We start from the raw sequence: 17331 nt of genomic DNA, 5'->3' as shown, positions 1-17331 counted from the left end.
AAGGGCAAACATCAACAACGAAATCCATATCGTGTTCAGACATAAAAAAATCCGGAATCAGAGGGCTGAATCCGGATTGTCTCTTACTGAGTGGATCGTTCAAGTGTTCTTAAACGATCGGCATTACGCTGAATGAGCGGGGCTTTTTTTATCCGATGCGCTAACGGCGAATCACTCTTTCCACAGAATGTGGCACAGCTTGTGGTCTTTCTCGCGGCAGATCAGCACGCGGGCGAACACGTCGTTGATCGGCTCGCCGTCGCTGTCCGCCAGACCGATCACCACCTCGGCGAAGAAGTCCGGGTTCAGATCGTAATCCACGTGCTCGCTCCAGTCTTCGGCCGGATCGTACAGTTCGGCGCCGCCGCGCTCTTCAAACTGCAGGTTGAACAGCAGAATATCCGCCGGATCCAGATTGTCGCCGGCCAATTCGAGGAAGATGTCGTAGGCCTGTTCCAGCGTTTCGTCTTCGGTAAGGCGGTTATTCAAATCCATAAAAAAATCCTGATAACAAATGATTTGGCGCTATTAAAGCACGCTCGTCGCGGCTTTTACAGCAGCGGGCTGAAAAAGTAGAACAGGCGCTCGACCAGGCGATGCCAGAACGGCCGCTTCAGCCACTCTTTGGCGTTCAGCAGCTGGGAACGGGCGATGTAATCTTCCTGCACGCAGGCCAAATCGCTGCCGAAGCCGTCATCGTCGATCACCAGCGTGATTTCGAAATTCAGCCACAGGCTGCGCATGTCCAGATTGACGGTGCCGACCAGGCTGAGCTGGCCGTCCACCAGCACGCTCTTGGTATGCAGCAGGCCGCCTTCGAACTGATAGATCTTAACCCCGGCCTCCAGCAGCTCGGAGAAGAACGCGCGGCTGGCCCAGCGCACCATCATCGAATCGTTGTCGCGCGGCACGATGATGCTGACCTCGACGCCGCGCAGGGCGGCGGTGCAGATGGCATGCAGCAGATCGTCGCTCGGCACGAAGTACGGCGTGGTCATGATCAGCTGCTCGCGGGCGGAATAGACCGCGGTCAGCAGCGCCTGGTGGATCATCTCCTCGGGGAAGCCGGGGCCGGAGGCGATCACCTGAATGGTATGGCCGCTTTCCTGCTCGAACGGCATGATGTTGACGTCCGGCGGTGGCGGCAGAATGCGCTTGCCGGTTTCAATCTCCCAGTCGCAGGCATAGACGATGCCCATGGTGGTGGCCACCGGGCCTTCCATGCGCGCCATCAGATCGATCCATTGGCCGACGCCCGCATCCTGCTTGAAGTAGCGCGGGTCGACCATGTTCATGCTGCCGGTATAGGCGATGTAGTTGTCGATCAGCACCACCTTGCGGTGCTGGCGCAGGTCCATGCGGCGCAGAAATACGCGCAGCAGGTTGACCTTCAGCGCTTCGACCACTTCGATGCCGGCGTTGCGCATCATCGCCGGGTAGGGGCTGCGGAAAAATTGCAGGCTGCCGGCGGAGTCGAGCATCAGGCGGCAGTGTACGCCGCGCCGGGCGGCAGCCATCAGCGATTCGGCCACCTGATCGACCAGGCCGCCGGGCTGCCAGATATAGAACACCATCTCGATGTTGTGGCGTGCCAGCTCGATGTCGCGGATCAGCGCTTTCAGCGTGTCGTCGGTGGTGGTGAGCAGCTGTAGCTGGTTGCCCTTGACGCCGTCGATGCCCTGGCGGCGGTTGCACAGCTGGAACAGCGGTTCAGCGACCTCGCTGTACTCGGTGGCGAAGATGCGGCGGCTCTCTTTCAGCTCCTTCAGCCAGCGGGCGGTCGACGGCCACATGGCCTTGGCGCGCTCGGCCCGGCGCTTGCCCAGGTGCAGCTCGCCGAACGATAAATAGGCCACGATGCCGAACAGCGGCAGAATGTAGATAACCAGCAGCCAGGCCATGGCAGAGGGAACCGCGCGGCGTTTCATCAAAATGCGCATCGTCACGCCGGCGATCAGCAGCCAGTAGCCGAACACCATGAGCCAACTGATTACGGTATAAAATGTTGTCATAAAGGCGAAAAATCCCGTTCGCAAACCACCAATGATGAGTGTACGCACAGATCGGTAAAGGGGAAACCTTTTATCGGCGCTTATGTTGCATAAATATGATGAAGTTAAGGCACTTGCTGAAAATGAAAGGGCGGCTTTTGCCCGCGTGGCGCCCGCTGTGCCGCCGATAACTGCGGCTTGGATCACGGGCGGAAAGGGCTATAATGCCCGCGGTTGGCATTAGACGAACGAGTGACGGAATTATGAGACGCAGTAGAAATGAAGTGGGCCGCTGGCGCATGTTGCGGCAGAGCCAACGCCGCCGGCATCGCTGGCTGGAACGCCAGTCGTGCAGCAATCGCCATATTATCCGGGTGCGGCGCCGCCTGGACGATCAGCATCGGCGCGCGCTGCTGTTTGCAGTATCCTGCGAGTGGTAAAACGAAAACAGTCCCTTGCGGGACTGTTTTGTTATGGCGTCTGGGTTATTTGCCCAGATAGGCGTTGAGCATCCAGACCTGTTTTTCCTGCTCTTTGATGTAATCGCTCATCAGCGATGCGGTGCCTTCGTCACCGGCTTCCGCCGCTACCGCCAGCAGCTCACGCTGCTGTTGCAGCAAGATTGAATATCCTTCCAACAGGCCGCGCAGCGTGCCTTTATCATCGGTCACGTTGGTGTGTTCCTTGATGTCGGCGGTTTTCAGATAGTCGCTGAAAGCGTGACGCGGCTGTGAGCCCAGCGTCAGAATACGTTCCGCCAGCTCATCCACCTTGGTCAGCAGGTCGTTATACGTCTCTTCGAATTTCGCGTGCAGTTCAAAGAACTGCGGGCCGGTAATGTTCCAATGATAGCCGCGCACGTTCATATACAGCACCTGATAGTTCGCCAACAGCGCATTCAACGCTTCGGCGAGTTTTGCCGATTGTTTACTGTCGAGGCCGATATGGGTTTTCGCTGCTTTCTTCGCCGTTGCCATAATAATCTTCTCCTGATTATTCGTTCCAAGGGTAGACAGAATCAATTTCCATAGCTGTTACAGTAACCGGATTTATCGCAGGGTTAAACACGATAACAGGCATTATTGCCATCGCTCAAACCGATGACGATAAATCCGACGAGCAAATTGCCGAACCAGTTTACGCAGGATCCGCAGGCGAAAAAAGCCGCTTTTATCGGTTACTTGCGCAGCGCCAGTTTTACCGCGCCGGCGCCCAGCGCCATCAGCAGCGCGGCGGCGATCAGCACCGAAATAAAGGCGCGATCAAAGGCCAGACGCGCCAGCTGCGTCAGCTGCTGCGCGCGATCGGCCGCCAGCCCGGCTGCCAGCCGCAGGGCTTCGTCGATGCTGTCGTAGGCCAAATCGCTGACCGGCAGCTCCGCCGGCAGCGCCAGGCTGTGGCTGTAAACCGCCGTCATCAACCCGCCGAGCAGCGTCACGCCCAGCACGCCACCCAGTTCGTAGGAGACGTCTTCGATAGACGCCGCCATGCCGGATTTCTCCTCCGGCGCGTTCAGCATGATGGCGGTAGAAGCGGCGGTGATCACCCCGCCGAGGCCAAAGCCCACCAGCGCCAGGCTGACCAATTGCGGCGCCATGCCGCTCTGGTACCACACGGCAAGACCGGCGATGCCGAGGGTAGTCAGGACAAAACCGCCGAGGATGATGCTGCGTTCGCCGTAGCGCGGCAGCAGCAGGCCGGCTACGGGCCCCGCCAGCGCCGAGGCCAGCGGGATCGGCAAAATAAACAGCGCCGCCTGCAGCGGGCTGAGGCCGAGCACCAGCTGTAGGCGTTGGCTGAGCACCAGCTCGACGCCGATCAGCGCCACCATCGACAGCAGGGCCACGCCGATGCCGCCGGCGAACAGCCGGTTGCGGAACAGGGAAAAATCGATCATCGGGTGGGCGCTGCGCTGCTGACGACGCACGAACAGCACCAGGAACAACACGCCGATCAGGGCTGCCACAAGCAAGGCGCTCATATCAGGCGTCGACTTGCTCAGCTCCTTCAGCGCATAGATGGCGCCGACCAGACCCATCATGATCTGCACCGAGCCGACGATGTCCGAAGGGCGCGGGTTATCGCCACCGCAGCGCGGGATCAGTTTCCACGCCAGCGGCCAGACCAGCAGCACGACCGGCACATTGATCAGGAACACCGACCCCCACCAGAAATACTCCAGCAACAGGCCGCCAACCACCGGGCCGATGGCCGCGCCGCCGGAGGCCACCGAGGCCCAGATGCCGATTGCCAGGGCGCGTTCGCGTTCGTCGGTAAAGACGTGGCGCACGATGGACAGCGTGGCGGGCATCATCATGGCCGCACCAACGGCGAGGAATACCCGGGCGGCAATCAGCCACTCGGCGGTGGGTGAGAACGCGGCGCACAGTGACGCGACGGCAAACACCGGCAGCCCGGCGAGAAACAGCCGCTTATGGCCAATGCGGTCGCTCAGCATGCCGGCGCCGGGCAGCAGGCCGGCCACCACCAGCGGGTAGGCGTTGACGATCCAGAGTTTTTGCGAGGCGCTGGCGTCCAGCGCCTGGGTTAAGCGCGGCAGGGCGGTATATAACACCGTCATATCGATGACGATCAGGAAAAGGGCGCTGGCGACCATCGTCAGGATCAACCAGCGGTTCTTGGCGTACATAATTCATATCCAGTTAACGTGGGCGGCGCGGAGGCGCCGCCATTGGGGTAACCCACCGGCGATGCCGGGTGGTATACTGATGATAATATATATCCATACGTTCGTATTGAAAAGAAGGGTTTCTTAATGGGACGTCAACGCAGCATCGATCGCGACAAGGTTTTGGACACCGCCGAAGAGATCGTCGCCACCCAGGGCGCCGCCGGCTTGACCATCGACGCCGTCGCCAAAGCGATGGGGATCTCCAAGGGCGGGGTGCAGTATTGTTTCGGCAGCAAAGACGCCCTTATCGATGCCATGTTCGATCGCTGGGGGAGTGCCTACGAGACGCTGTTCACGGCGATCGCCGGCGACGAGCCTTCGCCGCAGACCGCCGTGCGGGCGCATATGCTGGCCACCCACAGTTCGGATCAGACTTCCAGCGCCAAGGCCGCCGGGCTGATGGCGACGCTGATTCAAACGCCGGAGCATCTGGTGAGCACGCGCGAGTGGTATCGCAGCCGCATCGCCGGTTTGGATTTGACGAGCGAAGAAGGCAAGCGCGCGCGCCTGGCGTTTCTCGCCACCGAAGGCGCCTTTATGCTGCGTTACTTTGGTTTGATGGATATCGACCAGGCGGAATGGGAAACGATGTTCGCCGATATGCAGGCGTTGATACTGGCAGGCGGTGATAAGTAAGCGCAGGGACAAGCGGCAGGGCGCAGCCTGCCGCAGCAAAAGCCCGATTATTTATAGGCGATCGCGTTGATGGTCTCGAAGGTGGTTTTCCCCTCGCGGCCGATAATGACGTAGTACTTACCGCCTTTTTCGTCCACCGCTTTCGACAGGCGCGCATGGTCGATCCCCACGGTGTCGTCGCCATCTTGCGAAATGGTCACCGGACCAATCTCGGTATGCTTCGCCGCCTCTTCCCGTGTGATTTCAATCGCCGCCAGGGAAGAGAATGAGGTGAACGCCAGCAGTGCCAAGAGATATTTAGTTGCCTTCATAATTATTCCTTTTGGAAGATAAAAACGACCCGTAACTGCATCTTGACTACGGCTCAAGTGTAGGCAAGCTGCAGCGGTTTACCATGCAGCGGCAAAAAATAGTCTCAGACGGTGGCGCCTATCACACTGATAGTTAGTCAAGGGGGCGGCGAAAGGCGTATGTTTATCGAACAAGATATTCCCTCGAAGAACTTTTTAGCCAGCCACTCCGTGCTGGCTTTTTTTTTGCAGGCAAGTGCCCGGCGGGGCCCCCTTGATCCAGGGGGCGGGGAGATTATTTGCGGGCATCCAACAGCGCTTGGGCGTTCTCCGCGGTAACGACGGTCCACGGAATGTAGTAATGCTTCTGCGTGCCGCCCTCCCATTTCAGCTCCTTGGCGTACTGCTTCCAGATATCCGACTGAGGTTGATAGCCTTCACCTTTCACGGCGCGCAGCGCGACGTCGATGGACCCCTGCATCTGGCCTTTGGCATCTTGCAGGATAGAGACCATTTCACCGGCCTGCACCGCATGAATCGCGTCGGAAACGCCGTCAACGCCGGCAATCGCGAAGTCTTTCACATTCAGGCCGGCGCCTTTGATCGCCTCGATAGCACCCAGCGCCATCTCGTCGTTTTGGCCGATCACGCCGTTGATTTTACCCCGGTGCTTCTGCAGCCAGTTTTCCATCAGCGGTTGCGCTTCCGCGCGTGACCAGTTGGCCGTTTTGCGCTCAAGTACCGTGACTTGACCGGCGCCGCACTCGGCAATCGCTTTATCGTTGCCCTTGCCGCGCTGGATCTCGCCGCTGCCGCCTTTCGGGCCTTCGATAATCACCACGTTCACCTTGTGGTTCTTGCAGTCGAGTTTATCCAGTACGGCTTTGGCCTCCAGATACCCCCCCAACTCGTCATTAGACACCACTTCAGAGGTCATCGCGTCCGTGTTCAGACGCGCGTTGGTGACCACCACCGGGATTTTGGCTTCGTTGGCATGAGTGACGATATCGATATTGGCCTCAAAATCCATAGGGTTGACGATAATGGCATCGGCGCGCGTCTGGATAGCGGTGGCGGCCTGATCGTTTTGCACCGATGCATCATAACGCCCATCGTAGAAGGTCAGCACGGCTTCGCCGCTTTTCACCGCCGGGTGTTCCTTCCCGAACCTTTCCATCAATTGCACGAACTCGGCTTTGTTGCCGTACATCAATACCGCGATTTTAACCGGGGCGGCCTGAGCAGCCGACAGGCTGCCCAGCATCATGGCTGAGGCAAACAACGCTATCTTGGTCTTATTCATGGTTTTCTCCTGGTAGAGTTGGGTCTGATGTTATTAATCGCGCTGTTGCTTACGCGAGGGGTCGAGCAAGACGGCAAGGACGATCAATGCGCCTTTGATAATCTGTTGGTAATACGATTGCACGCCGAGCAGATCGAGGCCGTTATTCATCACCCCGATAATCAGCACGCCGAAGAAGGTGCCGACCAGTGTACCGACGCCGCCGGCCATGCTGGTGCCGCCGATCACCACCGCCGCGATGGCGTCCAGCTCATACCCTGCGCCGGCGTTGGTCTGCGCCGAGCCGGTGCGCGCCGTGAGGATCAGGCCGGCGATGCCGGCCAGCGCGCCGCACAGCGTATACACCAGTATTTTGATGCGGGTGACGTTAATCCCCGAGGTGCGCGCGCTTTTCGGGTTGCCGCCGACGGCGTAGATGTAGCGCCCGAAGAGGGTTTTATTCAGCACGAGCCAGGCGAGGGTGAACAGCACGATGAAGATGATGACGGGCACCGGAACGCCGCCGACATAGCCATTGCCCAACCAGCGGAAATCGCTGTTCAATTGCGATACCGGATTGCCGTTGGTGGTCAACATGGTTAAACCGCGCGCCGCGGAGAGCATGCCCATGGTGACGATAAACGGCTGCAGGCGGTAGCGTGCCAACACGGTGCCGTTCACCAGGCCGCAAACGATGCCGATGCCCAGCGCCACAATCAGCGGCGCCATGACGGCGGTCGCGGTATCGCCGATAGCCAATCCGCTGTTGTTGGTCGCGAAGCGGGCGGCGACGATCCCGCTTAGCGCCAGCACCGATCCCACGGAGAGATCGACGCCGGCCGTGATAATGACGAAGGTCATGCCGATGGCCAGAATGCCGTTGATCGAGACCTGGCGCAGGACGATCAGGGTGTTTTCATTGCTGAGAAAATAGTTGCTGCTCCAGGCCCCCTGAGCGACCTGATATTCGCCAATCAGCGCCACGATCAGGCACAGGGCGAAAAAGGCGATGATGATGCCGTATTTGTGCATACGGCGCTTATTGCGGGTGAAAAATGAAATTCCTGGTGATAAGGAGTGGGCGCTGCTCATTTTTTTTCTCTCTCTGTTAAACCGCAAGTTTCATCAGTGCTGCCTGGGTCGCATCGGCTGCCGAAAGCTCGCCGGCCAACTGCCCGTCACGAAACACCAATATGCGATCGCTCATGCCGATAATTTCCGAAAGCTCGGAGGAAACCATGACGATCCCTTTGTTTTGCAAGGCGAACTCCGACATAAATCGATAGATCTCTTTCTTGGCCCCGACGTCGATACCGCGCGTTGGCTCGTCGAGCAGCAAAACCTCCGGATCCAGCAGCGCCCAACGGCCCAGCACGACCTTTTGCTGGTTGCCGCCGCTCAGGTTGCCCACCGGCTGTTCGCCGTCATGGGTTTTAACGTTGAAGCGCTGGATCATGTCGCGGGTCCGCACCTGCTCCCGTTTCTCGCTGACAAACCCCATCCGGCTGATGGCGGCAAAAGAGGCGATATTGATGTTTTCACTGACGGAGCGGCACAGCACCAGGCCGGTTTCCTTACGGTCTTCCGTCACGTAGGCAATGCCGCTATCGATGGCCTTGCGCGGAGAGTGGCGGTTCAACGTCTTGTCACCCAAGCGAATCGTGCCGCTGTCGGCATGCTGAATGCCGAAGATAAGATCGAGAAACTCGCTGCGGCCCGAGCCCACCAGCCCATAGATGCCCAGGATCTCACCGTGCTTAAGCTGCAGGCTGATATCTTTTATCTTGCTGCGCCAACACAGGTTGTTGACCTCCAGCAAGACCTCTTCGCCAGGCTGATTGAATTTGGCGAACTCGCTGTCGTACTCGCCGCCAATAATGTGTTCGATCAGCTGTTCACGGGTGATGTCGGCGATATAGCCTTCATGGATGTAGGCGCCATCGCGGAAAATGGTGTAGCTGTCCGCGATTTGGAATATCTCTGACAAACGGTGGGAGACGTAAATAATGCCTTTACCTTTCGCCGCCAGTTGCTGAAGCGTCTGAAAGATTTTCTGCGCATCCTCTTCGCCAATCGCCGAGGTGGGTTCATCCATGATGATGATGTCGGCATTGGCATGCGACAGCGCCTTGGCGATCTCGACCAGCTGTTGCTCGGCGACGCTCAGGTTGCGCATTTTTTCTCGGGCGTCGATCTTGAAATCGAGTTCTTTGAGCAGGCGGGTCGTGCGCTGGTTGAGCGTTGCGAAGTCGACGAACCCTAAGCGTCTCGGCTCGCGGCCCAGCCAAATGTTTTCGGCCACCGTCAGATCCGGGATCGCGCTCAGTTCCTGTTGCACGATGGCGATGCCGGCGTTGAGGGCTTCCCGAGGATGATGAAATTCACAGCGTTGGCCATTGATAAAAATGTCGCCGCCATCGGGTTGAATAAAGCCCATCAGAATGCTGAGAAAGGTGGATTTACCCGCGCCGTTGCCGCCGCACAAGGCATGGATGGAGCCGCGCCGCAGACAAAACTCCGCATTCTTGAGCGCCACGACCGGGCCAAAGGCTTTTCTGACGCCGCTGACTTCCAGCAGGTAGGCGGGCGCTGGCGTATGGGGATCTCGCGTCACAGTTGCACCTCCGGGTAGGTCTGCTGCAAGCGTTGCAGGTACCGTTGATAAAGCGTCTCGTATTGCGCCTGTCTGCCGGCGTTTGGCCGTGTGCGCGTGGCCTCATCCAGCGCAACGAAGCGTTGGCACAGTTCGGCCAGCAACGCGCCGGCGTTCCGGCGCGGATCGTCGGCCAACATCGTCGCCCACATCGCCTGGATGGCGCCGCCCAGCGCGGCGGTCTCTTTGGCTTTCAGGCAGACCACCGGGCACCCCATCACGTCCGCGACGATTTGTCGCCAGGCGGCGCTGCGGGCGCCGCCGCCGGTAAGGCGGATTTCGCGCGCTTCGATGCCCTGACGGCGAAACAGCTCGATGCCATAGCGCAGTCCATACGTGGCGCTTTCGACTACCGCCAGGCAGAGATTGGCGCGGGTAAAGTTGTCGCTATCGAGGTTATGCAGGCTGGCGCGCGCATGGGGCAGCGGCGGAACGCGTTCGCCGTTGAAGAACGGCAGCATCTCGATACCGCCTGCGCCGGGCGAGGCCTGCGCCAACAAAGCGTTAAAGCCGGCAAGGTCTTCGTCCAGCAGCGTTTGCACGGCAGTGGTGGCCGAGGTGACATTCATGGTGCAAATCAAGGGCAGCCACCCGTTGGTGCTGGAGCAGAAGCCGGCAATCATGTCCGATTCCGCCGCGACGGGGGCGGCAGACCAGGCGAACAGCGTGCCGGAGGTGCCCAGGCTCAGGGTGAGGGTGCCGGCCTCGATGTTGCCGGAACCGATGGCCGCCATCATATTGTCGCCGCCGCCGGTCGATACCCGCACCGCGGGGCCGAGGCCGAGTTTTTCCGCCGCGGCGGGGCGCACCGTGCCGATGCAGCACTCCGCGCTTGTGAGCGGCGGCAGGGCTTGCCACAGGCGGCCGCTGTCATCGATGAGCTCGACGGCGGTTTTGCTCCAGCGACGGGTGCGCACATCGAACAACCCACTGCCGGAAGCGTCGCCATATTCTGCTACGCGCTCCCCGGTCAGCCAGAAGTTCAAATAATCATGGGGCAGCAGCACGGTGTGCAGTGTTGCCCACAGCGCCGGATGGTGCGTCTTGAACCAAAGGATTTTTGACGCGGTATAGCCGGTGGCGAGCCGCAGACCGAGTGTTTCCTGTGAGCCGTTGGCGCCGCCGAGCTGTTGCAGGAGCCGTTCGTTTTCTTCCGCGGTTTCGGTATCGCACCACAGCTTGACGCTGTGCAGTACGTTGCCGTCTACGTCCAGCGGCACAAAACCATGTTGTTGGCCAGAGACCCCCAGAGCATGAATCTCCCGTGCATCAACGCCGGCGTTAGTCACGGCTTGGCGAAAAGCGATGACTAACGCCTCAATCCACCAGTCGGCCTCTTGTTCGCGCCGGCCATTGGCTTGGCTGATGAGACGGTGAGGGGCATTGCCCTCACCGAGGATCGCGCCCTGTGTGCTGTCGACAATCACGACTTTCGTGCCTTGCGTACCGCAGTCTATGCCAGCATAGAGCGTCATCGGATTACTCCATCTCCAGCATGATTTTGATGTCTGAGGCATGTCCCGCCGCCGCGCGCTCGAAGGCGGCCACGCTGTCGGAGAACTTGTAGGTTTGGCTTATCAACGGCTGGACGCGCAACTTGCCGCTGCTCAACAGCCGCAGCGTGCGCGGGTACATGTTGGCGTAGCGGAAAATGGTCTTGAAGGTGATTTCCTTGGCCTGCGCGGCGACGATATCCAGCGGCGCGGCATCGATCGGCATGCCGACCAGCACTGCGGTCGCCCCTGGTGCCGCATGTTCGGCCAACGTGGCGATAGCCGGTTTTGCGCCGCTGCATTCAAACACGACATCGGCGCCATTGCCGCTGGTGAGCGCGGCCACTTTCCTCGCCAGGTCGCCGGTTTTGATATTGACGGCGTGCAGCCCCTCGTAGCTGGCCGCCACGGCGAGTTTCTCGTCAAACAGGTCGCAAATAATGACGTCCGAGCAGCCGCCCGCCAGCGCCGCGAGGGCGGTGACCACGCCGATCGGCCCGGCGCCGATCACCAGGGCGATATCGCCGGGTTTGATCCCGGCTTTGGTGGCCGCTTGCATGCCGATGGCTAAGGGTTCAACCATGGCGCCTTCAGCGAAACTGACGTTGTCCGGCAATTTGAACGTGAAGGCGGCAGGGTGGATGACGGTTTCGCGCAGGCAGCCGTGCACCGGCGGCGTAGCCCAGAAGCGAACGGCCGGGTCAAGGTTGTAAATACCGGCGCGCGTCTGGGCAGAGTTGAGATCGGGAATGCCGGGCTCCATGCAAACGCGATCGCCAGCGCTGAGGTGGGTGACATTTTTGCCTGTCGCGAGCACCACGCCGGAGGCTTCATGGCCAAGCACCATCGGGGCGTTAACCACGAAAGGGCCAATGCGGCCATGCTGGTAATAGTGCACATCGCTGCCGCAGATGCCTACGGAATGAATTTTTATCTGTACATCATCGGGCCCCAACGCTTCGGCAAGCTGGACGTCCTCGATAGCGATTTCTCCCGCCTTCGCCAACACTAATGCTTTCATACGGCCTCCTGGTGAATCATTTTTATGGTAACGGTATCATTTTAGTGGGGCGATATTGGGCCAAAGCGAGTGGTTAAACTGTGATCAATGTTGGAATTACTCGACGGGGGTTAATTTTGCTGGTGGGTTGTTATTCAATATGGGGGTGGCGATCACAAAATCGGCGGGGCAATGACGGTTTTAATATCAGCGCGTTGATATCGATACCGTTACTTTGCAGGGGAAAATGATGAAGATACACCAAAGCGCCCGAGCCGCTACGCTGGAATATTTGCGCCAGGCGGACATTATCCTGACCGAAGAAGAGCAGCAACGTATTGAAATTGCAACGTTTGGCCTGGCTGACTATCCCGCGTCAGGGCTGCAGCTGCTGACCTACGTCAACTCACCTCGGTATTGTGCGAAAGAGTTGGTGCTGTTTCCGGGGCAAACCTGCCCGGAACATTTGCATCCTCCTTTCGCCGGCACGCCCGGCAAACAAGAGACTTTCCGCTGCCGTTGGGGCGCGGTGTTCCTGTTTGTCGATGATGAAAACCTGACGCTTAATGACGCCGGCGGCGAACCGGTATGCCGAGTACCCGAAGGGGCGGAGCCGTGGTATACCTGCAATCGCTATATCCTTTTGCGGCCCGGCGAGCAATATACCATCGCGCCCAATACCCGGCACTGGTTCCAGGCTGGCGAGCAGGGCGCAGTGGTGTCCGAGTTCTCTTCCGAGAGCCGTGATGAGCTGGATGTTTTTACCGATCCCCGGATTAATCGTCTTGCCGGCGTAAACCATTAGCGCCATGAACCAAGTTCTGTCATGATGCTAAAAATGATACAAAATGATATCTTCAGGCTAAGGAGCTGCATTTGGCAGGGGAGCGAGGACGGAAAGCGACGCTGGCTAGCGTCGCCGCACAGGCAAACGTCAGTAAAATCACCGCGTCGCGGGCATTTTCTCAGCCGGACAAGGTTCATCCGGAAACGCTGCGCCGCATTCGGGAGACCGCTGCCGAGCTCGGCTATGTGGTCAACGCCGCGGCGCGCAACCTGCGGGCGAAAAGCAGCAGAACCATCGGCATCGTCAACCCTGATATGGCCAACCCGTTCTTTGGCGGCCTGACGAGGCTGATGACGCTTGAAGCGCAAAAAATGGGATACGACACCCTGGTGTTCGATTCCTATGAGTCTCAGGAAAGCGAAGACAGAATCATCGACAAACTGATTGGCTACAACGTCGATGCGATCATTCTCTCGGTCATTTCCAACGATCATTTGTACCAGCCTTCCTACCTAAAACGGTTGGAAACCTTGAATATTCCGGTGGTGCTGATCGACCGGGAGCTGGACAATCGCCACTGCAGCGGGGTGTATATCGATAACCTGGACTGCGGCCTCCAGGCGGGGCGCTGGCTGCTGGAACAGAAGGCGCAGCGGGTGGTGGTGGTCTCCGGGCCGGAAAACTCCAACGTAGCGCGTGACAGGGTCACTGGCTTGCAAGCGGCATTACAAGGCAAGGTGGCGTCGCTTGAAGTGCTGTATGCCGATTTCTTTATGGATGTCGCCTGGCAAGAGACGAGCCGTTGGCTGGCCAATAACCGCGCGCCGGACTTTTTCGTTGGCTGCAATAACCAGATCTCCCTGGGTATTATCAAGGCCTGCATCGAACATCGACTGCCGTTGATGCAGGACGTGTCGCTGTTCAGCATCGATGAGGTTTCGCATGCCGAAATCTACGGTTTTCATTTCCCCTGCGTATCGCATGATTTGCAAGAGATCGCCTGGCAAGCGTTGAATCTGGCGATCCGCCGGATCGCCGATCCTGACATCAAGCCGGGCAAAGTGGTGGTGCGGGGAAAACTGGTTATATAACGGCGCACGTCACCTGATGGGCGGCACAGGGGCTCACTGAGCATTGACGTGTCAGTTTGTACCCAGCCCAAACAGCGCTGCCGCATTGCGATCCAAAATGGCGTTCACCTCTTCCTCCGGCAAACCCGCTCGCCGGATGTAGTCCACCGTGGTTTGAAACAGGTCGCCCAGTTGGAACGGGAAATCGGTGCCGAACAGCAGCCGCTGTGTGCCGAACGTCGCTGCCGCCGCTTGCAGCCCGGGCACCTGATCGTGGCCTACCGTGTCGTACCACATGCGCAGGGCGGCGCGGCTCGGGGGTTCCGGCGTATTCGGCGCTTCCCACGCGACGGTTTGGTCGAGGCGTTTCAGCGTCATCGGCAGCAGGCCGCCCAGATGCGGCACAATGATTTTCATCTGTGGAAAGCGTTGAGGGATGCCGTTGAGGATAAAGTGCATGGCGGCGACCGTGTCTTCGATCGGCGCGCCGATCGACCAGGTCAAGGCGTAGTCGGCGATGAGCGGCGAGTGCGCGCCGCGCCCGGCGGGGTGAATGGCCAGCACGCTGCGGCGGCGGTTGAGTTCCTGATAGAGCGGCTCGAACAGCGGGTTGGCGATAGACAGCCCGAGCACCGAGGTGGTGATGCAGGCGCCCAGCATATTGAGCTGGGTAAAGGCCCTTTCAAGCTCGCGTAACGCAGCGTCGATATGCGGCAGCGGCAAAGAAGCGATAGCCCGAAAGCGGGTGGGATAACGCGCTACCAGCTCAGCATATTCATCATTGATCCGGCGAGCGGCATCAACGGCCGCCTGCTCGTCTTCCAGATGCGGCGACAGCGGCGTCGCCGACAGGATTTGCATGTCGATGCCGGCCTTATCCAGCAGGGCGAAACGCGCGTCGAGCTCGCGCTCGGTGCGGCCGGCGCCCAGGTGCCGATAGGCGGCAACTTCATGCACGCCATGCGCTTGCAAAAGATCCAGATACTCTGTGCTCCACAGGTGGGCGTGTACGTCGAGTCGCATCGGTCGATCTCCCGAGTTCGCGGCGATGCCGCAGGTTCAGGAGAGTATAGGCGGGCGGCGTTACGCCCCCTGGCGAGAGAGCATTTTTTCTACCGACGGGTTAGGCTGAGAGCACGCATTGATCCGGGAACGGCGCGCGAACGGGCGTTCCCGGTATGGTGAGGGCTGAGGGTCAGAACACCTGCTTGAACGGTTTCACCGTCACCTCGGCATAGACGCCGGCGGCGATATAGGGATCCTGCTGCGCCCAGGCCTGGGCTTGCGCCAGTGAGGCGAATTCGGCGATCACCGTTGAACCGGTAAAGCCGGCGGCACCGGGATCGTTGCTGTCGATGGCCGGGTTAGGGCCGGCGACCACCAGGCGGCCGGCGTCGCGCAGTGCCTGCAGGCGCGCCAGGTGCGCCGGGCGCACTGCCAGACGGTTTTCCAGTGAGTTGGGGACGTCTTGCGCGTAGATCAGATAAAGCATGTTTCACCTGTAAAATCATGGCTATAAAACGGTACTACCAAAGTAGCGCAAAAGGCGCGGCAGGGGAACGGCGCGCGGCGAATTTCCCGGCGGATTGGCGCTTATGGCTTGAAGCCGCTACTTTTTATTCGTATAGTGCGGCGCGCTTAACAAACATGCTACAGAGGTGAGAAAGAAAATGACGGAACTGGTGAGGGATAAACTCGATTTGCCGGCGGGCAAAAGCAGACTGCTGCTGCATTCGTGCTGCGCACCTTGCTCCGGCGAAGTGATGGAAGCGATCCAGGCATCCGGCATCGAGTACGCCATTTTCTTCTATAACCCCAACATTCACCCGCAGAAAGAGTATCTGCTGCGTAAAGAAGAGAACATCCGCTTCGCCGAAAAGCACGGGGTGCCGATCATCGATGCCGATTACGATACCGACAACTGGTTCGCCCGCGCCAAGGGGATGGAGAATGAGCCGGAGCGCGGTATCCGCTGCACCATGTGTTTTGACATGCGTTTCGAACGCACGGCGCTGTATGCGCATGAGCACGGTTACGACACTATCTCCAGTTCGCTCGGCATCTCGCGCTGGAAGAACATGCAGCAGATCACCGACTGCGGCATTCGGGCGGCGGAAAAATATCCCGATTTGGTGTACTGGGATTACAACTGGCGTAAGAAGGGCGGTTCGTCGCGCATGATAGAGATCAGCAAGCGTGAACGCTTCTATCAGCAGGAATACTGCGGCTGCGTCTATTCGCTGCGCGACACCAACCTGCACCGCAAGGCGCAAGGGCGGCCGCTGATCAAGCTGGGCGTGCTTTACTATGGCGATGAAGAATAACGCTTAATCACCGCAATCAACCCGCTACGGCGGGTTTTTTATTTTTTGACGCCCGGCCAAACGTTAATGAAGCGTGTTGATCCGGCGGCAAAAAAGCAACGGCCAGGTTAATATCCTTATGAGTTTGCTGGTTTTAGCCGCGCATACTGACGATTAAAGCGATAGTTTGCCTTTCGTTATTGAATATGATTGCTATTTGCATTTAAACTTGGCGAACCAGAGGAAACAGAATCATTATGCCGCTAAAAAAGATGTTCCTTAATCGCCGTATATCCGTGCCTTTCGTCTTGTCCGTAGGCCTGCACAGCGCCCTGGTGGCGGGATTGCTTTACGCTTCGGTAAAAGAAGTGGTGGAGCTGCCGAAGCCAGAGGACGCGCCGATCAGCGTCATGATGGTCAACACCGCCGCGATGGCCGAGCCGCCACCGCCGGCGCCGGCCGAGCCGGAGCCGCCGCAGGTTGAGCCGGAGCCAGAACCAGAACCTATTGTGGAACCGCCGCCGAAGGCGATTGTGAAGCCGGAGCCGGTCAAGCCAAAACCGAAGCCCAAGCCAAAGCCGAAGGTAGAAAAACAGGTCAAACCGGAGCCGAAGAAGGTTGAGCCGCGCGAGCCGTCGCCGTTCAACAACGATTCGCCGGCCAAACCGATCGATAAAGCGCCGGTGAAACAGGCGCCTGCCGCACCGGTGCAGGGCAACTCGCGCGAGGTCGGGCCAAGACCGATAAGCCGCGCCAATCCGCTCTATCCGCCGCGAGCTCAGGCTTTGCAAATCGAAGGTAATGTGCGGGTGCAGTTCGATATCGACAGCGACGGTCGCGTGACTAACGTGCGTATCCTGTCGGCTGAGCCGCGCAACATGTTCGAGCGCGAAGTGAAACAGGCACTGCGTAAATGGCGTTATGAGGCCAAAGAGGCGAAGGATCGCATCGTTAATATCCGTTTCAAGCTGAACGGTACGACCGAAGTCAACTGAGTTCGGTCACGCTGACTAGTCCTGATATAGGTTGACACTTTTCAGCCGGATAACGCCCGATGAACCTCATCGGGCGTTTTGTATTTCAGCGACAGGTGCGGCCGCTGTGTGTTGTAGATGTTCACCGACTCCCTGACCA

18 protein-coding genes are annotated in these 17331 nt (G+C 59.0%); 6 read left to right on the top strand and 12 right to left on the bottom strand.

Annotation, left to right across the window (positions count from 1 at the left end; all coding sequences use genetic code 11):
• Positions 1 to 171 precede the first annotated feature (171 nt).
• Both M6G53_RS23900 and cls read right to left on the bottom strand, forming a co-directional pair.
• Complete coding sequence (locus tag M6G53_RS23900; protein WP_253334957.1) at positions 172 to 495, bottom strand: HI1450 family dsDNA-mimic protein; 324 nt, start codon at positions 493 to 495, stop codon at positions 172 to 174.
• Positions 496 to 551: 56 nt separating this feature from the next.
• Complete coding sequence (cls, locus tag M6G53_RS23895) at positions 552 to 2012, bottom strand: cardiolipin synthase (RefSeq protein WP_038877257.1); 1461 nt, start codon at positions 2010 to 2012, stop codon at positions 552 to 554.
• Between the two features lie 242 nt (positions 2013 to 2254).
• Here cls and M6G53_RS23890 point away from each other — a divergent pair, with 242 nt between their 5' ends.
• Positions 2255 to 2431: a YciY family protein gene (locus tag M6G53_RS23890; RefSeq protein ID WP_025159792.1), complete on the top strand. Its 177-nt coding sequence runs from the start codon at positions 2255 to 2257 to the stop codon at positions 2429 to 2431.
• A 45-nt stretch (positions 2432 to 2476) separates the two neighbouring features.
• Here the strand turns inward: M6G53_RS23890 and M6G53_RS23885 are convergent, their stop codons facing one another.
• Positions 2477 to 2968, bottom strand: a complete 492-nt coding sequence (locus tag M6G53_RS23885) for a Dps family protein (RefSeq protein WP_253334952.1) — start codon at positions 2966 to 2968, stop codon at positions 2477 to 2479.
• A 200-nt stretch (positions 2969 to 3168) separates the two neighbouring features.
• Positions 3169 to 4641, bottom strand: coding sequence for a multidrug efflux MFS transporter SmfY (gene smfY, locus M6G53_RS23880; protein WP_253334951.1), 1473 nt, complete (start codon positions 4639 to 4641; stop codon positions 3169 to 3171).
• A 126-nt stretch (positions 4642 to 4767) separates the two neighbouring features.
• Here smfY and M6G53_RS23875 point away from each other — a divergent pair, with 126 nt between their 5' ends.
• Positions 4768 to 5319, top strand: coding sequence for a TetR/AcrR family transcriptional regulator (locus M6G53_RS23875; protein WP_253334950.1), 552 nt, complete (start codon positions 4768 to 4770; stop codon positions 5317 to 5319).
• Between the two features lie 47 nt (positions 5320 to 5366).
• Here the strand turns inward: M6G53_RS23875 and M6G53_RS23870 are convergent, their stop codons facing one another.
• The 6 genes from M6G53_RS23870 to M6G53_RS23845 form a co-directional block, all read right to left on the bottom strand.
• Positions 5367 to 5630, bottom strand: a complete 264-nt coding sequence (locus M6G53_RS23870; RefSeq protein ID WP_019452732.1) for a hypothetical protein — start codon at positions 5628 to 5630, stop codon at positions 5367 to 5369.
• A 274-nt stretch (positions 5631 to 5904) separates the two neighbouring features.
• Complete coding sequence (locus M6G53_RS23865; RefSeq protein WP_253334948.1) at positions 5905 to 6912, bottom strand: substrate-binding domain-containing protein; 1008 nt, start codon at positions 6910 to 6912, stop codon at positions 5905 to 5907.
• Positions 6913 to 6945: 33 nt separating this feature from the next.
• Positions 6946 to 7923: an ABC transporter permease gene (locus tag M6G53_RS23860; protein WP_436286549.1), complete on the bottom strand. Its 978-nt coding sequence runs from the start codon at positions 7921 to 7923 to the stop codon at positions 6946 to 6948.
• Between the two features lie 76 nt (positions 7924 to 7999).
• On the bottom strand, positions 8000 to 9505 hold the full coding sequence (locus M6G53_RS23855; RefSeq protein ID WP_253334944.1) for a sugar ABC transporter ATP-binding protein: 1506 nt from the start codon (positions 9503 to 9505) through the stop codon (positions 8000 to 8002).
• The gene (gene xylB, locus M6G53_RS23850) at positions 9502 to 11019 is read right to left on the bottom strand and encodes a xylulokinase (RefSeq protein WP_253334942.1); all 1518 of its coding nucleotides are present in this window, start codon (positions 11017 to 11019) and stop codon (positions 9502 to 9504) included. The genes M6G53_RS23855 and xylB overlap by 4 nt, the downstream gene beginning before the upstream one ends.
• A 4-nt stretch (positions 11020 to 11023) precedes the next feature.
• Entirely contained in the window at positions 11024 to 12058 is a 1035-nt protein-coding gene (locus M6G53_RS23845; protein WP_253334940.1) for an NAD(P)-dependent alcohol dehydrogenase, read from the bottom strand.
• 229 nt (positions 12059 to 12287) lie between these two features.
• Between M6G53_RS23845 and M6G53_RS23840 the strand changes: the two genes are divergently transcribed.
• Both M6G53_RS23840 and M6G53_RS23835 read left to right on the top strand, forming a co-directional pair.
• On the top strand, positions 12288 to 12842 hold the full coding sequence (locus M6G53_RS23840; protein ID WP_253334938.1) for a D-lyxose/D-mannose family sugar isomerase: 555 nt from the start codon (positions 12288 to 12290) through the stop codon (positions 12840 to 12842).
• A gap of 71 nt (positions 12843 to 12913) precedes the next feature.
• Positions 12914 to 13915 (top strand): LacI family DNA-binding transcriptional regulator, encoded by a 1002-nt coding sequence (locus M6G53_RS23835; protein WP_253334936.1) that lies wholly within the window; start codon positions 12914 to 12916, stop codon positions 13913 to 13915.
• Positions 13916 to 13966: 51 nt separating this feature from the next.
• Here M6G53_RS23835 and M6G53_RS23830 read toward each other — a convergent pair whose 3' ends face one another.
• Together M6G53_RS23830 and M6G53_RS23825 are read right to left on the bottom strand one after the other, a co-directional pair.
• Positions 13967 to 14917: an amidohydrolase family protein gene (locus M6G53_RS23830; RefSeq protein ID WP_253334934.1), complete on the bottom strand. Its 951-nt coding sequence runs from the start codon at positions 14915 to 14917 to the stop codon at positions 13967 to 13969.
• 172 nt (positions 14918 to 15089) lie between these two features.
• The gene (locus M6G53_RS23825) at positions 15090 to 15386 is read right to left on the bottom strand and encodes a YciI family protein (protein WP_253334932.1); all 297 of its coding nucleotides are present in this window, start codon (positions 15384 to 15386) and stop codon (positions 15090 to 15092) included.
• Positions 15387 to 15564: 178 nt separating this feature from the next.
• On the opposite strand from M6G53_RS23825, the gene M6G53_RS23820 reads away from it, so the two are divergent.
• Together M6G53_RS23820 and tonB are read left to right on the top strand one after the other, a co-directional pair.
• On the top strand, positions 15565 to 16218 hold the full coding sequence (locus M6G53_RS23820; RefSeq protein ID WP_253334930.1) for an epoxyqueuosine reductase QueH: 654 nt from the start codon (positions 15565 to 15567) through the stop codon (positions 16216 to 16218).
• A gap of 236 nt (positions 16219 to 16454) precedes the next feature.
• Positions 16455 to 17192, top strand: a complete 738-nt coding sequence (gene tonB, locus M6G53_RS23815) for a TonB system transport protein TonB (protein WP_253334929.1) — start codon at positions 16455 to 16457, stop codon at positions 17190 to 17192.
• The last annotated feature ends 139 nt before the right edge of the window (positions 17193 to 17331 follow it).

The sequence above is a fragment of the Serratia nevei genome, assembly GCF_024160145.1.
GTDB lineage: Bacteria > Pseudomonadota > Gammaproteobacteria > Enterobacterales > Enterobacteriaceae > Serratia > Serratia nevei_A.
Note: the sequence above shows the minus strand (reverse complement) of the source record. Positions and strands in the feature narration are given on the sequence as shown.

Bases quoted from the DNA above. Each gene is read 5' to 3' on its own strand.
- M6G53_RS23840 (WP_253334938.1), top strand. From the start codon at position 12,288: ATGAAGATACACCAAAGCGCCCGAGCCGCTACGCTGGAATATTTGCGC.
- M6G53_RS23860 (WP_436286549.1), bottom strand. From the start codon at position 7,923: ATGCACAAATACGGCATCATCATCGCCTTTTTCGCCCTGTGCCTGATC.
- M6G53_RS23830 (WP_253334934.1), bottom strand. From the start codon at position 14,917: ATGCGACTCGACGTACACGCCCACCTGTGGAGCACAGAGTATCTGGAT.
- xylB (WP_253334942.1), bottom strand. From the start codon at position 11,019: ATGACGCTCTATGCTGGCATAGACTGCGGTACGCAAGGCACGAAAGTC.
- M6G53_RS23890 (WP_025159792.1), top strand. From the start codon at position 2,255: ATGAGACGCAGTAGAAATGAAGTGGGCCGCTGGCGCATGTTGCGGCAG.
- smfY (WP_253334951.1), bottom strand. From the start codon at position 4,641: ATGTACGCCAAGAACCGCTGGTTGATCCTGACGATGGTCGCCAGCGCC.
- M6G53_RS23870 (WP_019452732.1), bottom strand. From the start codon at position 5,630: ATGAAGGCAACTAAATATCTCTTGGCACTGCTGGCGTTCACCTCATTC.
- M6G53_RS23825 (WP_253334932.1), bottom strand. From the start codon at position 15,386: ATGCTTTATCTGATCTACGCGCAAGACGTCCCCAACTCACTGGAAAAC.
- tonB (WP_253334929.1), top strand. From the start codon at position 16,455: ATGCCGCTAAAAAAGATGTTCCTTAATCGCCGTATATCCGTGCCTTTC.
- M6G53_RS23865 (WP_253334948.1), bottom strand. From the start codon at position 6,912: ATGAATAAGACCAAGATAGCGTTGTTTGCCTCAGCCATGATGCTGGGC.
- M6G53_RS23875 (WP_253334950.1), top strand. From the start codon at position 4,768: ATGGGACGTCAACGCAGCATCGATCGCGACAAGGTTTTGGACACCGCC.
- M6G53_RS23820 (WP_253334930.1), top strand. From the start codon at position 15,565: ATGACGGAACTGGTGAGGGATAAACTCGATTTGCCGGCGGGCAAAAGC.
- cls (WP_038877257.1), bottom strand. From the start codon at position 2,012: ATGACAACATTTTATACCGTAATCAGTTGGCTCATGGTGTTCGGCTAC.
- M6G53_RS23845 (WP_253334940.1), bottom strand. From the start codon at position 12,058: ATGAAAGCATTAGTGTTGGCGAAGGCGGGAGAAATCGCTATCGAGGAC.
- M6G53_RS23885 (WP_253334952.1), bottom strand. From the start codon at position 2,968: ATGGCAACGGCGAAGAAAGCAGCGAAAACCCATATCGGCCTCGACAGT.
- M6G53_RS23900 (WP_253334957.1), bottom strand. From the start codon at position 495: ATGGATTTGAATAACCGCCTTACCGAAGACGAAACGCTGGAACAGGCC.